This is a genomic window from Geobacter sp. PheSNFMC, from assembly GCF_059620965.1.
This window is the reverse complement of sequence record NZ_JCAMRN010000043.1, coordinates 1-15,278: the sequence shown is the minus strand read 5'-3', so window position 1 is coordinate 15,278 and position 15,278 is coordinate 1. Positions and strand designations below refer to the sequence as shown.

Genomic DNA, 15,278 nt, shown 5'->3' with positions numbered 1-15,278 from the left:
GGGATTCATTTATGACGGCAAGCCCGCGCTATGAGGGTTATATTATCGCTGAACCCGCTAAGATAACCTGCAGCGACGAGAGGAGCAAACGGCAAAAGTGCCCAAATGTTAAGTCGAGCATAAAATCTCTCTCTCAATTCTGATGAACCGGGAAGAACCCTGAAGAAACTTTCTGGATACCAAAGCGGCGAAGGGGTCTGATACACATTCTCAACCTTGAAGCCTGCCCTTTCGACAAGCCCTTGCAAAGAGCGTGGATTGAAAAACAAGCAATGCCACGGCAAAATCCACGACCAGCGCGTATCGAAAAGAAATCTTCCCAGGCAGTCGATATTAGGTACAACAACTACTAACAGCCCGTCATGCCTGGTGTGGGAATGAATATGTCTGAGCGCCTCAAGCGGATTCTCCAGATGCTCCAATACGTGTCTAATGGTAACGACATCAAAGCTCTCTTCGCTGCCTAGTTCCTCAACAAAACTATCGAGCACCCTGATCCCATGTCGTTCCCGGGCAATCCTGCGCCGGCTTGCGGAAGGCTCCAACCCCGTCACGTCGGCACCCAGGTCACGCCATATCGCAGAGATCCAGCCCGTGCCACACCCCACGTCAAGGAGAGAAAAATTATGGCGGCCAAGTAAAGCACGCGCTACGGCAATCTCCTTCTTGACTATGAGCTGCTCGTGAAGCCTCTTCAATACCGAACTGTTGAACATGTCGGCATCATCCACCGACTCCATCGGCCGTTTAGTGAGCTCCGAAAGCATAAGCGGATACATAAACATCAGATCACAAAATGGGCACTTATAGATGAAGCTTTCACCGCTTTCGTAGTCGACACGGTAGTTGAAGCTATTTACCTCATTGTGACAGGACGGGCAGGTGGCGATATCCCCTATCCCTCCACGCACCCGTCTCATCTCGATACTCATCTATCCCCTCCCTTACCGGTCACGGTCGGCTCGTCCGCACCGTTCAGGATGCGGTCCGCCACCTCTACACCCTGCATGAATGAATGGTCCATATTGCCCACCTCGTACTTCCATGCTCCGAAGCGTCCTCGCGAATACACGCCCTGCGATTCGAGGAACGGATTGATCACGGCAAGCGCTTCATCCCTGCCCACGGTAGGCACGGGATAGGAATACGGAATGTCTATCACGTATCGGCTGATGATCCGTTCCCGTTCGCTTTCGGTGAGCATGCCGGCGTTTATCAGTCCCTGGATGGTTGTTTCAACGATCTCCGTGTGGTTGACCGGTTTGTGCGGAGAGTACGTAGTCTCGCACATGAGCGAGAAAAAGCGGCTGGTATCGCCATTCGGGACGTTCCATGGCGAATAGTTGTGAAAGTTGGTTACCCGGTAGAAGGGGCAATTGTCCTCGGGAAAGTACATCCAGCACTTGCTGTCCCGCCGTTCCCCCTCAACACCGATGCCGACGATGAGACCGCTGTTGTGGACCAGGCGACTGGCGGCCTCGCGCACATGGTCCGGCACGTCCCTGCAGAGGCCGATGAAAATGTCGAGAGGGATGGTGGTAATGAGGGAGTCGTAGCGTTCGCGCCGACCGTTGGAAAAGGCGAGTTCACGGGCAGCAAGGTTAACCTCCGTCAATTCATGGGAGAACGAGATGCGATCCTGGAAACGAGTGGCGATGCTGCTGAAAATCGCCCCTGTACCACCCTTGTGAGGGAATTTGAAAGTAGTGTTCGGCCCCCAGTTCACGTCATCAGTCTTCTCAGCTATGTTCTTCTCAATGCGGGCCAGATCGATGACGCTTACCCGTTCGCCGATCCACTCGCGAGACATTTCGTGGAGGGGGACGCCCCATACCTTTTTGTTGTAGGGCTCCATGAAATGCTTGACGATGCCGGCCCCGAAGACACGGTCCATCCATTCACGGAAGTTGGCTGCAAGGCTTGGAGATCCGGCCAGCCCCTTAAGGCCAGCCAGACACTCTTCAAGGGCATCCGGCGGGAGGTGACGGATATTGTTCTGGAACGGGTACGGAACCCATGCTTCGCGGATGCGGACCCAGCACTCCCGCTGGTGCTCATACCAGGCGCCGTCAAGGGCCTCCTCTACCACACGGTCAAAATAATCGTAGTGAGAAAAGAGGACGTGACCGCCGACGTCCCAGGTGAAGCCATGGTCGTCGACGAAGGAGGCGGAGAGGCCGCCGGTCTGCTCGGTGGACTCGAAGAGATGCCAATTCTCCAACCCGAGTCCACGGAGACGATGGGCCGCACCAAGGCCGGTGGGACCGGCACCTATGATAACGAAACCTGAAATGGCACACTTCCTCATGCTAGATTTACATTTTTCATAACGTTCATTCTGCTACCCTTTGCTCGCATGTCCCCATTTCAGAATCAGCCTTTTAAAGGCAATCAGACCGTCGAGAATTCTGGCGGAAACCTTCACTGGGAGAAAATCCAGCAGAGCCAGGGCGCTGCGAGTAACCATAATATTTGCACGGCCGAGCATCTGATCAACGGTGACCAGCATAATGTCGGTGAGACGAGGACGTGGGATAGGAACTGAAGGGACGCGAAATACCACGACGCTGCAAACCCGATCTATCAACCGGGCAATGAGCTCTCGTCGCACTGTAATATCAGGGACCCGCCTCACGCCAGATTCTCCTTCATCCTCTTCCACGCCAGGATCCTTCTCACACCATTGAAGAGCCAGACGACGGGGAGCCGCGATTTACACAGAGCGGCCTCGCGCCACGGGGTTTCGATAAGAATGCGCCGAACAGCTCGCGGATTAACAATATCGCTTGCCGCCATGGACGTGACAAGTGGTTTCAGCCTGTCAGTACCGAAATCATCTGTGTTGATGAGCCCGTCAAACGCCTTGGCCAATTCCGTCGTAGGAAAGCCGATCCGCCGATCATAAACCAACGCCGCCACTGGCATGAGCAGATGTGGTTCAACAGGGTCAACCTCCTGGAGAGCAAGGTAATCACGGGCACAATCAAGAACACCACGCTGGATTTCCCTGATTCCCGCATGCATTTTCCTTTCTCTTGCATCTACCCTGAATTGAGGGACCGACCGTCCATTTTCACGGCGATAGCCGGTCGTTGTCCCATGAAGTGCTCGACTGGAAAACTCAAAGGACTCCCTGAAAAAGGTCAGTGTTTCCAGTTCCGGCACCGGCCGGCGGAAATCATGGACCAACCCCCTCTTCCGCTCAGGGGATACGCCGGTATGTGATCGCTTCAACGCAAGATATACCCCTTCAACTTCCGGCATATCCCTTCTGTCCGCAAAGCACCTTTCCAGCAGGTCCTGAATGGTTCCATACCAGCCGACGTCTACGAGCGCAACTCTTTTTGCCGAGAAAAAGCCGTGCTCCGCCAGATAGTGTTCCAGTTCTTCACGGGGCTCACTGGCTCGACCACGAACAAGATCAATAAACTCCGGTATTTCAAGTAGATGACGGATCGTCTCCCGCACTCCCTCCCCCGGTTGAAGTGGTGCGATCAGTCCGAATCTGCTGAGTATCTCGGGAATTTCGTCGTCAGGGAATCCAAAACGGTTAAGAACCTCGTTCAGTTGGGGCATGAAGTCAACGGTGGCAACGTCAGCAGACCAGTCACCGGGCTGTGACAGTGCCGCGCGAAACGCCGTGTAGCGACTGACACACAAGTAGCTGGCTGTCGCTGTCCCCCCTCCGTTGGATGATAAACGGGGAACGAACAGTTCATAAAGCTTTTTGAGTAAAAACCCCTCCCGCGCAATGAAAAAGAGCGCATCGTGCCGAGAGTTGGACAACTCAACCACCAATTGATGGGTAAAGCAGGCCAACAGTGGTCCGACTACCCTGCGACCCCAGAAATAGAGAAGCGATTGAGCGGGATCCGGAGGTCTGGCTCCCTCCTCAAGGCGAAGCAGGAAGGAGTAGCCACGCCAGAAATCGTCCCCTTCTCTCCGGCCAACCGAGGTCAATAGCTTCCGTCTTCGCTGGTTCTCTGCATCAAGGTAAAGAAACGCTCTAACCCCACCACTTCTGGGGCGGAAGTAGTCACTCAGGAAATTGTCTCCCACATGAAACAGCTGGCTAAGACCTATCTGCTCTTTACCGGCAACAACGGGAAAAAGCCTGCCACTTCCCTTACTTACGCCATGATCACATGAACAGTACACCGATGTGAAATAGCGGGAAATACCAACGGCATCCAACAACTCCCGGAGAATCGACTCAGGAAGATAGGTGTCCGACACCGCAACAAGACGAAAGCGAAGGGATAACCGTTCCAGAAGAGGGATCAGCTCCCGGACGGGGACCAGCAAACATTTTTCCACCTCCAGCTCCACCTGCAGAAACTGCTTACGGAAATCGGCTCCTTTTGCGTAGTGAGCCGCCAGACGGTCAATCACATCGGGGAGAGAAACCTCCGGATCAAGGCCCCTTCGCCTCCGTTCAGCCTCTATGGTGCGTTCAATCTGCATACGCCTGGCAACAAAACCGTCGACGGACTCTTGCAACGGGTAGCGGCGAAGAAACGTGCGACAGACCCACTCCTTGACCTTTTCAGGCGGGTCGATACGACGCTGGACCAAGGTATCGAAAACGTCGAACGAAACAACAACGGTCCCTTCAGGAGGCTCAAGACGTAAAAGCTCTGTCAGCCCTCCTTTCACGCTGCATCCTTTCGTCCAGATCTGAGGACAGCTGAGCCGGCAGAAAGTGAATCGAGGAGCGCCTCGTAGGCAGCAACCATCCGTTCAAGAGAGAAGTCCTCTGCCCGTTCCCTGCTGCGCTGCTGGAGGTCGTTCCTGACAGCTTCGTCGGTGCAGATGGTGTGCAAGGCTTCCGCCAGGGCACGGTGATCGCCGGGCGGGACAAGCATCCCATAGCGACCGCCGCCAAGGATTTCGAATGGACCAGACGGACAATCCGTTGAGACAACCGCCTTTCCAAGTGCCATTGCCTCCAGAAGAACGTTAGGGAACCCTTCGTAGCGTGAACTGAGCACAAAAACGTCCGCAGCCGCCATCAGCTTGAAGGGATTCGATGTCCAACCGGGAAACTCCACATGGTCAGCAATCCCCAGTTCCGCTGCCAACCGTCGCAACTCGTCCAGCCTGTCTCCTTCTCCCACGAGAATCAGCCGGCAGGAAACCGATTGGCGAAGCAACGCAAAGGCCTTGATAAGATCATCATGCCCCTTTTGCTCCATGAGCCTCCCTACTGTAATGAGGACCAGGCCATCACGACGAAACAACTCCTGCTCACCCGCGGAGAGAGGTTCACCAGCTCGTTCCAGCACCATCCGCCGGTCGAATCCGTTGTACACTGTCACCATTCTGGTGTCCGGAATACCAAACTGTGACGCCATATCCTGCTTGACGCCCTCGGATACGGCAAGATAGACGTCAATGCGCCGATACAACAGTCTCATCAGCATTCGGTTAAGGCGAGGAAACCGGTACCCCTCCAATTCATGACTGAGCAGAATCCGGTCTGAACAGACCACAGGCAACCGCTGCCGAAAAAAGATCAGTGTCAGAAGCGTGATGACGATTGATGTCTGCAGGAAGACGACCAGAGCGGCCGGCCGTTCACGATCAATAATGGCCTTAAGGCCGAGGGAGGCGCTGATCAGTTGCTCAATAACCTGTCGGGAGTGTCTAAATGCCTCTGAGCAACGGGACGGGGAATGCAAAAACGGGAGGGCGGCCAGAGCCGAAAACCCGACTGCCGCTGCCTTGAGATAGAAAGGAAGCGGGGAATCCTCCAACACATGGACAGGAACATCACCGGAAAGCTCATAACTTTGTTCAGGCGAAAGGAGCAGGCAGAGAAACGGAGAAAAACGGCTGCGGTCAATACTGTTGACCACATACCCGAGAATCCTCTCCGCTCCGCCCCCAGCAAAGGAGTTGACGACAAACCCGATCTTCTTGGACATCCCTGCTCCCATGATGATTCAGCGGGTCCCGGGCGGTCTGGTACGCAGGGATGCCTTGAGGGCCCGTATGCTTCCAGCCACGAACCCAAGGCGTGAACTCAGCCGTTCCGTCACGCTGCAGGCGGGATTGCGGCCGTCGACAAGTGAGGCGACCCCATCCGTGTACAAAAATTCTTGAGGCAGTTCACCGGTCAGGAGGTAGTGCCAGATTTCCGCGTGCTTTCTGGCATAATCCTGCCATGTCCACCGGGCGACCGAGTCGGTCAACAGGTGTCGCTGGGCGGCAATCCGGGTAAAAACCGAGTACAGGTCATCTTCGGTTTCAAAGGGGTGTACCAAGCCTCCCGCGGCATCCACATGAAACCCTTGTGGTGTAGCGATTGTCGGCACTCCTGCGGCAAGTGCATCGACAAATCCCATGGACCCCTCGTCGCAGCCGAGGTAGAGATAGTAATCAAGCGCCGGAATCATCCGTTGGTAGGCATCACGGTCAAAGAGCGCGGAGTACTGAACCGAAAAGCCGCGGCGGGTTAACTCTTCGACTACGTCCTCCCATCCTTCTCCCATGATCCGGAAGGCAAAATCGCCGGGATCGAGCCTTCCGGCAAGGTGTGTCAACAGAAACTCGCGCTTTCTGCCATCCGGATAAATGCGAGTTGTGATACCGATTGTAAAAGGCCGCGGCGCGATAATACCGTCATGGGCCGGGTTGACGTAACAGAGTCGCTCTTTCGATATGCCGGCGGAAACGAGTTTCCTCATGGTATCCGACGACATGCAGATACCCACGGCACCCTGCTCCGTTTGCTGTTTCAGCTTTCTGAATTTCCAGTCGGCATCGATATGGGTGACCATGACGGTATCCCGAGTGGTACGCTTCCCGTCGAAGTCGATATAAATGATATGGTGGTTGATGTCGGCAGCAGGATCGGGTGTGCAGACTATTTCTGCATCAAACGAGAGGAGCAGAAGCTCCTCCCGCAGTTTCAGGGCGAACTTGCCGAGAATCCACCCATTCACATCCTCATAACAGACAATGCGAACTTTCATTGTTCCATCACCCGGGCACCAGTACAGACACTCCAGGTGCCCAGTCCAGGGACCTTACCTGACATCCATTCGCAGGAAAAGACGGGGACCATCCCGTGGCGTTCGCACAGCGCGTTGATTTCGGGGAGGAACAGATACCGCATCCGATGACTCTCGTTGAAGCGGCTGTAGGTACCATCACTCTTGTTCAGAATGCCAATCTCATAATTGACGGTCACGCAGTTTTCTTCCGGGTGGATCAGTGGTTCGGCAATGCGTGTCACTTCGATTTCCGTGTCGGCCAAGCGCTTGACGCGCACTTCGGGCATCTCGGCAAGTACGGCCGGACCGTACCAGAAATCGAACAGGAAGAGACCACCCGGCTCCAGGTGAGCGGCAGCAGTGGCAAAAGCGGCGTCAAGATCAGCATTGCTGGTCTGGTAGCTCATAACGTGAAAGAGTGAGATTACCACGTCAAAACTCACACCAAGACGTACGTCGCGCACGTCTCCGGAAGAGAACTCAAGTGCGCCTGCCAACTCGGCCGACAGGAAAGATTTGCGGCCATGGGCCTCCTTGAGCATCCCCTCGCTGCGGTCGACGCCGTGGAGCGCGAACCCTCGCTGAACCAGCAACTCCGCATGACGACCGGTGCCGCAGCCAAGCTCGAGCACCCTGGCGGCGGAGGGATGGTGGGCCCGGATCATTCGGGCAACAAAGTCTGCCTCACCGGTGTAGTCCTTGTCCCGGTAGAGGAGATCATAATACCTGGAATAATCATTGAATACCGTCATGGGAGAATTTCCACAAGCGCAGCCGCAACCTCGTCCATCTGGGCGTCGGTCAGGGCGAGCCCACTCGGCACGTAAAAGCCGCGCCGGGCCAGACGTTCGGCAACCGGATAGGATTCTCCGGCAAAAAGCCCCATTCGCCGAAAAACCGGCTGCTCGTGCATGGGCCAGAAAAAGGGACGGGTGCCTATTTTTCGCTCTCCAAGTCGCTGCATGGCCTCATCGGCATCGAAAGCAACATCATCACCAAGGACGAGACCATATACCCAGTAGATATTGTCAGCATATTCGGTCGACTGCATCGGGAGCTGCACCCCCTTGGTCCCTGCGAACAGTTCGGTGTACCGCTGCCCCATCCGACGCTTTACCTCGACAAATTGATCAAGACGCTCCAACTGGGCAAGGCCGAGTGCAGCCTGGAGGTTAGTCATTCGGAAATTGAATCCCAGTTCCTCATGGACGAAACGCTTCTTGTTCTGGAAACAGAGATTTCTCAGGGAGCGGCACCGTTCGGCCAGCATATCATCATCAGTAACGATCATCCCCCCCTCGCCGGTCGTCACATGCTTGTTGGGATAGAAACTGAATGTTGAGAGATCGCCGAAAGAGCCGCAAGGTCGATCGTGGTACGTTAGGCCGTGGGCCTCTGCCGCATCCTCAATCACCTTGAGACCGTGCTTTTCCGCCAGTTTTAGAACAGGGTCCATGTCAACGGGCAACCCGTAGATATGAACCACCATGATCGCCCTTGTGCGTGGAGTGATTCGCTCCTCGATCCTGCACACGTCCATGTTCCACGTTGCTGGATCACTGTCCACAAGCACCGGCACCGCCCCGGCACGCACAACCGCTCCGGCACAGGAGATAATGGTGAACGCAGGCATGATCACTTCGTCGCCAGGTCCGATCCTCAGGGCTGCCACCGCAGCCTCAAGCGCAGCCGTGCCGTTACAGACGGCAATGCCATGCCTGCGCCCAACCCGGGCGGCGAACCGCGCCTCGAACTCCCTGACAAATGGGCCTTCGGAGGAAATCCAACCTGTATCGATGCACTCGTCCAGGTACTTCTTTTCGTTGCCATCCAGCAGAGGTTCATTGACGGGGATCATGGAGTCCTGCCTTTAAAGCGGGTTTTGTCCTGATCACCGGCATAGGGCCCCTGCTTGACTTCGATCATCTCGATCTCCTCGAGAACCTCAAAACCATGGCCGCCGGATGCCAGCAGGATAACGTCGCCCCCTTCAAGCACCCTGCTTTCTAGGAAGTTACGGTCGTCATCGTAGAAATCAACGAGAAGCCTGCCACGTCGAAGAATAAGCACCTCTTGAGTAAACGAAACCTCGCGCGGCACTGGGTTGTGCACGTGTGGTTCGATGACCTTGCCGGCCGGATGACACATATAGGCAAGTTGTTGAGAAAACTCCCCTGGTGTAAAAAACTGTATCCCCGGCGCCTGGAAATCATGGCGGATAATGATGGCTATAAGCTGGTCTCCGTATACGACAGACTCGACCATGTCAGTACCCTCTCTTTCACTGCTACGGCACAGACGAACCTCCACCTGACAAAGAGTCAAGACTTCTCGATCCAGTCATCCCGTTCGACCAGCGCTTTGAAATCTCCGTCCAAGAGCAATTTTATGTCGTAGCTATTTCTGCGTGCGAAATAAAGACAGCGTGCGGGGATAAAATGCCATGATTCCTTTTTTGCAGCAATCTTCAGGATAGTTTCCAACGCAACACGGGCTATGCCGAGCGTATTCCTTCGGAGCATCCGAGGGAGAATCCCCCAGCGTTGCCGGTGAAACCGATAGTCGGTGCAAGAGTCGCAATTGGCTTGGTTGGACATCCTTTTCATCAAATAGCCGAGGGTCATACGCTCAGGAGGAATGACATGATAAATCAACGACCGTGAAGTATAGGCAAAAAGCCACCCCTGCGCCCTCAGCTTGAGATTCAGCCCGGTCTCCCCATCGCCTATCCATACGCCGGCGGTGTTTTCCGGGTTGAAACCGCCTGAAGTAAAGAATGCCTCGCGCAGTATTGCCTGGTGACAGCTGTAGGCGATACATGCACGTGTGACCTCTAGTTCTTCCTCTCTGTCGTACGCTGTGAGACTCAACAGTGAATTCACGAGACAGCGCCCTACCCATGCGGGTGGTTCAACCGCAAACTTCGGCATGACCTTCCCCGTGGCGCAACCGATCCTGTCGTCGAGCCTGAAGACTGCTGTAATCTCCGCAAGAAGCAACGAGTCAGCGATCATATCATCGTCGGTGAAATAAAGGATGTCGCCGACCGCGATGGATGCCGCGCCGTTTCGCGCGTAGTGGACCCCCTGCCTCGGCTCGAAGTGATAGCGGACCGACACCGCCCCTCCCTGGAACCGCTCAACCACCCTTTTTGTATTGTCTGTAGAGTTGTTGTCAGCAACGAGTATCTCAAACCGATCATGTGGGTACTTCTGGGTGAGAAAACTCCTGATCGTGCCTTCAAGGAGCGCCCCCCTGTTAAACGTCGGTATGATGACGGAGACAAACGGAAGAGTCATAAATACCCCCGTAACCGGGATATGACCCTCATACACAGATTGTCCGCCACGATGACTAGGCGATCAAATGGCGGCAGATTCCTCAGATATCGCGCCCTAAGTGCCGCAAGTCGCACGGCGTTACCGCCACTCATGTCATCCTCGAAGGTTTTTGTTCCCGGCAGGTACCGATAATTGCCCCAGTGCTCATCAAGGTACACAAATCTGACATGCATCAGAGCCCGCAGGATGAAGTCGACATCCAGTGAATAGTGATCGTCGGGATCGTAAGGGCCGATCAAGTTATGGAGCGATCTATGATAAAAATACCCTGATGAATTCATGGGGAAAGCTTCCCGATAACGACCAGCAAGGATTTTTTTCCAGCACAGTTTGCGGGGTGCGCTGACAAACCAGAGCGAACCGTCTTCCCGCCACACATGACAGTTCCCCACCGCAAGGGTTGGCTCATCCAGCGTCCTGAACAGTGTGACAATGCGATTAAGTGTGCCTGCCTCATAGTAATCGTCAACGTTCAAAAAACCGAGTACAGCTCCCTGAGCAATCGCTATCCCCTTGTTCATGGCGTCCGACTGACCACGATCCTTTTCAGAAAACCAACGGATGTGCGAATAGTTGTTGGCATAATTCCTGATGATTTCCACAGTGCCATCCGTTGACCCTCCGTCTACGATGACATGCTCGACTTCAGGGCAATTCTGCTCAATCACACTTCTGATACAGAATTCTATAAAGCGTTTACCGTTATAAACTGGAGTTATTATAGACAGTTTGTGCATATATTTAATAATGAGTTAATAATGGTTTATATAAAATATAGCCTGTAGATTATGTTAGCTTCACAAGTTAATATTACTTTGCATTATCAATCATAATTTTTATGCATAATCAAATCAGATAGAATTGAATTAATCTCCCCAGCATAATTTTCGATAGTGTAATTAGCCTTCGCTATCTTCCAACCAGATTCACCCATATCCCTTGCCCATGCCGGTCTTTCAATTAAACTTCGCATGCAAGAAGAAAGATCTCTTTCTCCTCCTTTGTATAAAAGACCGTTGACCCCATCAACAACTAATTCGGCTGTACCTCCTGAGTTATAGCCAATGACGGGCTTAGCTGCAGACATTGCTTCGATGGTGACCCGGCCCAGTGCTTCATTCTTAGAGCACATCAGCACTGCATCGGACTGCACGTAAACCTCGTAGGGATTTTCAGCATATCCCCAGAATGTCACCCGCTCCAGCACCCCGCAGTCAGCAGCAATTTTCTTGAGCGGTTTAATATCTTCTCCCCCGCCGGCAATGATGAGACGCGCTCCAGGAAACGATTCCTTGAGAAGACCCAAGGCCCTGATCGCGGTTTCCTGCCCCTTGCTGGGATGGATAAGACCGACCAGTGCGAAGACGAAAGAAGTATTGTCATCGGTCCGGGTGGCAGCCACCTGATGAAGCTTGTCCATTTCCGCCTCGGTCGCCACACCGTTGTACACCACGTGACACGTTCTCTCAACAATCCCCTCAGCAAAATGTGAGCGGATCGCCTTGGAAATGCAAATCTGGGCGGCTGCTTTACGTAAGAAAAAGTTGGTCGAAGCTTTGCTCCAGTCAGGGGTGAGATGGTAATCAAGGTCTCCGAACTCCCTCAAATGCCAGACGTGCGGTTTTCCCATCCACCACGCCGCGAGCGCTCCGACCGGAATCACTGAGGAGTTCGTATAGATCACGTCAATGTTCCAGTCCTTCAACTGTTTAATGATCCGTGGTAGAGCGAGAAGATTCCCTCTCAACCGCTGGAAGACGGCTCTTTTCCACTGGAAATATCGCATAGCTCTTCCGCAAACACCTTCGGCCGGGGGGAAGGTACTCGACCACCATTGATGCGGAACCACCAGTGACGGAATTCGTCGATCATGCAAAGCCAACATGATATCGCCTTCATACGGAAGAACGACGAAAGGCTGCACCCCAAGTTGCATGAGTCCGTCGACGAGATTCAGCAGGGAGCGGTTTGCGCCATACAAAGCAGCATAGTGGGTGATAAATGCGATTCTCATACCAGTGAGTGAAGGATCCCCTTAGTGCTTCAGACAGCTACAGGGTACTACCACCCCTAAATCTGATTCAGTTCCTTAATAAATGCCCACGTCTTCATTATGCCACTATCTAATGATGTAGACGGCTTCCAGCGCAACTCCTGCCTTGCTCGGGATATATCAAGAATAATCCTCGACACATCGAATGAGCGCTTTGGTTTGTATTCGGCTTTCACGTCCCGTCCAGTCAATCGGCTGATTGCCGCGACAATCTCATTGAGTGAATAGCCGGTGCCGCTTCCTAAGTTAAAAATGCGTGATGGTGAGTTAACGATAACGGCACGGTAAATACCCTCGACTAAGTCGTCTATGTAGATGTAGTCGCGCACCACATCTCCATCCCCCCAGATCTCGATCGGTTCCCCTCTGGCAACTTTGCTGAGAAAAACTGTCACCGCACCCTGGATATTATTCGGATTCTGGCGCTCGCCATATGCGTTCGAAGGACGCAATACTACATAGTCAAGGCCATAAAGGAGGTTGAAGAGCGCCAAGTATTTCTCAATGGTAAGCTTGGTAATGCCGTAGGAACATTTAGGATCAGTGGGGCTGTTTTCACCAATCGGCAGAGTCTCGGGTTTGCCATAAACGGTACCGCCTGAAGAGATGAAGATCACCCTTTTGATTTTACGGGCGACACACTGCTCCAAGAGAAAGATGCTTTCCACCACGTTCGACTGCACGTCGAAAACCGGATCGTCGTTCGAAGTTTTGGGGAGCGTCGTGCTGATGAGATGAACGACATTATCAATGCCTGCGAGCGCATCGGCCAATAAACCGCGATTACTGAAATCGCCGAACCTATAGTCAACTTCGGGCAGGGGCTTCCGATAGCTCTCCTCGTACTTATCGAACACCCGCACCTTGTGACCTGCCTCGAGAAGTTTGTCAACAAGGTGTGAGCCGATGAAACCATTCCCACCGATCAGCAACACGTTCATAATAGTCGTGCCTTTTTTGTCGATGATGCACAATCCCAGTTATCAATGACATCCTTCATGTAGCCAGCCAAAATCTGGATGGTCTTCTCATGATCAAATCTTTCTTCGACTTTCTTTCTTGCATTTTGCGATATCGAGCCGACATCAGCTTCATAGAGCGAAATCATGCAATCAAAAAGACCATCGACATCCTTCTCGTCCGCCAAGAAACCATTTTCTCTGTCATCGATCAATTCAGGAATGCCACTGTGTCTAGTCGATATTACGGGCATTCCGCAAGCCATCGCCTCACAGATTATCGTCGGAAGACCTTCCATATCGCCATCATCTGCAGTGACACTGGGATGTATGAACACATCCGCATTTTTTAGCAACTCGATGTATTGTTGATACCCTACGGATCCTATAAAATTAATCTTTTCACTTAACTCAAGTGAACTAACTAATTTAATTAAATTTTCTCTTAACGGTCCGTCTCCTGCAATTATTAATCTCGCCCTAGAATCTACCTCACCAACATATCGTTTAAAAGCTTTCAAAGTATATTCAATGCCTTTCTTTGGAGTTAATCTGCTAATTTGCAGAAAAACAACCCCATCTGATATCGAAAAGCGTTTTTTGAAAGGAAATCTTTCCAACGGAATTCCACAATAAGCTACGAAACAGGGCATATCTGGTGGCAAATGTGGGGTCAGCCTCTTCTTCATGTCTTCGGAATTAACAAACACCGCAGCAAACTTGGAATTCTTCAGCCTCGTGCGATACTCAACATCTGTCAAGGCAGCAGATGCATCTACACCTAGGAAATAAGTAGTCATTGGAATGGCACATCTTGAAACGATGTCTTCTAGATCTATTGCGATACTCCCGAAATTAACATGTAATAGCTCAGTTTCTTTTAATTGATTACGCAAAAATCTTTCTTCGCTCTTTATTAATTTCCGCCAGCAGTTTTGAGTAGGAACGACTAATGGCACTATGTCTGGGTATTCACGTATATTTTCTACCTCTCTTGTAATAACTCTTACATCATAGTAACTAGACAACCCTTGAATCTGTCTATAGATAAAAGTTTCAGAAATAGGAAGATACTTATGGTGAAATATGGTAACTTTATTTCGCATAACAATCATTTTAGATAGGCTTTTTCGCGGAGCCTGAAAAACCTATGAACATTGCCCCAGCATAATCCACAGGGATCGTGTCTCTCTTTATGAGAACTCTCATTATTGGCAATGATATTGTCTGGAATATTTTCCTTTTCAGAAATGATAATGGCCTTCGGTTAACCCACAATCCGATCATTTGAGCTAGACTTGCGTCCCAACCGCCCAAGGCTTTAATGTCTATCTGTTCAAAACCACAATTTGACAAATGTCGTTCTAGAGAAAAGGGAGTATAGCGATACTGATCATAAGGCACATCATGCAGCGGCCATAAGAAAGGTACCGTGAAAAACAATATCCCATCGGGTTTTATGACACGGTAAATTTCTTTCAACATATGTTCTGGTTCCGGACAATGCTCAAGCACTTCGGTTGCGATGGCACAATCCACCGAATTATCGGCCAAAGGAATCGTTTTACCGTCCCATCTCATGTCCGGTTCACTCTTTGTATAAACAGGATTATTTTCCAGATCCAGGCCAATATACCGATTTACCTTGCTGGGTGATGAGGTCAAAAGTTCTTTATACGGCATTTCGCCACACCCAACATCTAGAACAATGCCCCTGAACAAATCAATATTGTCTGTAATAGCCCCCAATATTGCCCTTTTTACAATATAAACATCTAGCAGGTCTTTGAAAAACTCACTGTATTTACGTACAATTTGATTCGGTTTTGTGTTATGATGCCGCGCATATCTCACTGATATTACAGGAGAAACAGTATGCGCGGTTTTGAGCAGCAATCTGATGCTCTGTTCGTCTACATCTCGCCGG

At 52.0% G+C, this 15,278-nt stretch carries 15 protein-coding genes; all 15 read right to left on the bottom strand.

What is annotated here, in order from left to right; genetic code table 11:
* Positions 1-5: 5 nt before the first annotated feature.
* Complete coding sequence (locus tag AC6CDK_RS11055; RefSeq protein WP_010942160.1) at positions 6-932, bottom strand: class I SAM-dependent methyltransferase; 927 nt, start codon at positions 930-932, stop codon at positions 6-8.
* Positions 929-2,308: a protoporphyrinogen/coproporphyrinogen oxidase gene (locus AC6CDK_RS11050; protein ID WP_226048237.1), complete on the bottom strand. Its 1,380-nt coding sequence runs from the start codon at positions 2,306-2,308 to the stop codon at positions 929-931. The genes AC6CDK_RS11055 and AC6CDK_RS11050 overlap by 4 nt, the downstream gene beginning before the upstream one ends.
* 33 nt (positions 2,309-2,341) lie before the next feature.
* Positions 2,342-2,662 carry a hypothetical protein gene (locus AC6CDK_RS11045; protein ID WP_152609744.1) on the bottom strand — a complete coding sequence of 107 codons (321 nt, stop codon included), beginning with the start codon at positions 2,660-2,662 and terminating at the stop codon, positions 2,342-2,344.
* Positions 2,632-4,656: a hypothetical protein gene (locus AC6CDK_RS11040; RefSeq protein WP_192905145.1), complete on the bottom strand. Its 2,025-nt coding sequence runs from the start codon at positions 4,654-4,656 to the stop codon at positions 2,632-2,634. Before AC6CDK_RS11040 ends, AC6CDK_RS11045 begins: the two co-directional genes overlap by 31 nt.
* The gene (locus tag AC6CDK_RS11035) at positions 4,653-5,927 is read right to left on the bottom strand and encodes a glycosyltransferase (RefSeq protein WP_052269420.1); all 1,275 of its coding nucleotides are present in this window, start codon (positions 5,925-5,927) and stop codon (positions 4,653-4,655) included. Before AC6CDK_RS11035 ends, AC6CDK_RS11040 begins: the two co-directional genes overlap by 4 nt.
* An 18-nt stretch (positions 5,928-5,945) precedes the next feature.
* Positions 5,946-6,977 carry a glycosyltransferase gene (locus AC6CDK_RS11030; RefSeq protein WP_192905146.1) on the bottom strand — a complete coding sequence of 344 codons (1,032 nt, stop codon included), beginning with the start codon at positions 6,975-6,977 and terminating at the stop codon, positions 5,946-5,948.
* Positions 6,974-7,750, bottom strand: coding sequence for a class I SAM-dependent DNA methyltransferase (locus AC6CDK_RS11025; RefSeq protein ID WP_039645128.1), 777 nt, complete (start codon positions 7,748-7,750; stop codon positions 6,974-6,976). The genes AC6CDK_RS11030 and AC6CDK_RS11025 overlap by 4 nt, the downstream gene beginning before the upstream one ends.
* Positions 7,747-8,856 (bottom strand): DegT/DnrJ/EryC1/StrS family aminotransferase, encoded by a 1,110-nt coding sequence (locus AC6CDK_RS11020; RefSeq protein ID WP_192905147.1) that lies wholly within the window; start codon positions 8,854-8,856, stop codon positions 7,747-7,749. The genes AC6CDK_RS11025 and AC6CDK_RS11020 overlap by 4 nt, the downstream gene beginning before the upstream one ends.
* Positions 8,853-9,263 carry a cupin domain-containing protein gene (locus AC6CDK_RS11015; RefSeq protein ID WP_039645133.1) on the bottom strand — a complete coding sequence of 137 codons (411 nt, stop codon included), beginning with the start codon at positions 9,261-9,263 and terminating at the stop codon, positions 8,853-8,855. Before AC6CDK_RS11015 ends, AC6CDK_RS11020 begins: the two co-directional genes overlap by 4 nt.
* A 56-nt stretch (positions 9,264-9,319) precedes the next feature.
* A complete protein-coding gene (locus AC6CDK_RS11010) occupies positions 9,320-10,297 on the bottom strand; it encodes a glycosyltransferase family 2 protein (RefSeq protein ID WP_039645134.1) in 978 nt (325 codons plus the stop codon).
* Positions 10,294-11,076, bottom strand: coding sequence for a glycosyltransferase family 2 protein (locus AC6CDK_RS11005; RefSeq protein WP_192905148.1), 783 nt, complete (start codon positions 11,074-11,076; stop codon positions 10,294-10,296). The genes AC6CDK_RS11010 and AC6CDK_RS11005 overlap by 4 nt, the downstream gene beginning before the upstream one ends.
* 86 nt (positions 11,077-11,162) lie before the next feature.
* Entirely contained in the window at positions 11,163-12,353 is a 1,191-nt protein-coding gene (locus tag AC6CDK_RS11000; RefSeq protein ID WP_082021136.1) for a glycosyltransferase family 4 protein, read from the bottom strand.
* Positions 12,354-12,409: 56 nt separating this feature from the next.
* Entirely contained in the window at positions 12,410-13,333 is a 924-nt protein-coding gene (locus tag AC6CDK_RS10995; protein WP_039648264.1) for an NAD-dependent epimerase/dehydratase family protein, read from the bottom strand.
* Positions 13,330-14,379, bottom strand: a complete 1,050-nt coding sequence (locus AC6CDK_RS10990) for a glycosyltransferase family 4 protein (protein WP_161792679.1) — start codon at positions 14,377-14,379, stop codon at positions 13,330-13,332. Before AC6CDK_RS10990 ends, AC6CDK_RS10995 begins: the two co-directional genes overlap by 4 nt.
* 88 nt (positions 14,380-14,467) lie before the next feature.
* The coding region (locus AC6CDK_RS10985) for a class I SAM-dependent methyltransferase (RefSeq protein WP_496639829.1) at positions 14,468-15,278 on the bottom strand (811 nt) is incomplete at its 5' end.

Coding starts and splice junctions, on each gene's coding strand:
- AC6CDK_RS11055 (WP_010942160.1), bottom strand. CDS start 932: ATGAGTATCGAGATGAGACGGGTGCGTGGAGGGATAGGGGATATCGCC.
- AC6CDK_RS11050 (WP_226048237.1), bottom strand. CDS start 2,308: ATGAGGAAGTGTGCCATTTCAGGTTTCGTTATCATAGGTGCCGGTCCC.
- AC6CDK_RS11035 (WP_052269420.1), bottom strand. CDS start 5,927: ATGTCCAAGAAGATCGGGTTTGTCGTCAACTCCTTTGCTGGGGGCGGA.
- AC6CDK_RS11030 (WP_192905146.1), bottom strand. CDS start 6,977: ATGAAAGTTCGCATTGTCTGTTATGAGGATGTGAATGGGTGGATTCTC.
- AC6CDK_RS11025 (WP_039645128.1), bottom strand. CDS start 7,750: ATGACGGTATTCAATGATTATTCCAGGTATTATGATCTCCTCTACCGG.
- AC6CDK_RS11020 (WP_192905147.1), bottom strand. CDS start 8,856: ATGATCCCCGTCAATGAACCTCTGCTGGATGGCAACGAAAAGAAGTAC.
- AC6CDK_RS11015 (WP_039645133.1), bottom strand. CDS start 9,263: ATGGTCGAGTCTGTCGTATACGGAGACCAGCTTATAGCCATCATTATC.
- AC6CDK_RS11010 (WP_039645134.1), bottom strand. CDS start 10,297: ATGACTCTTCCGTTTGTCTCCGTCATCATACCGACGTTTAACAGGGGG.
- AC6CDK_RS11005 (WP_192905148.1), bottom strand. CDS start 11,076: ATGCACAAACTGTCTATAATAACTCCAGTTTATAACGGTAAACGCTTT.
- AC6CDK_RS11000 (WP_082021136.1), bottom strand. CDS start 12,353: ATGAGAATCGCATTTATCACCCACTATGCTGCTTTGTATGGCGCAAAC.
- AC6CDK_RS10995 (WP_039648264.1), bottom strand. CDS start 13,333: ATGAACGTGTTGCTGATCGGTGGGAATGGTTTCATCGGCTCACACCTT.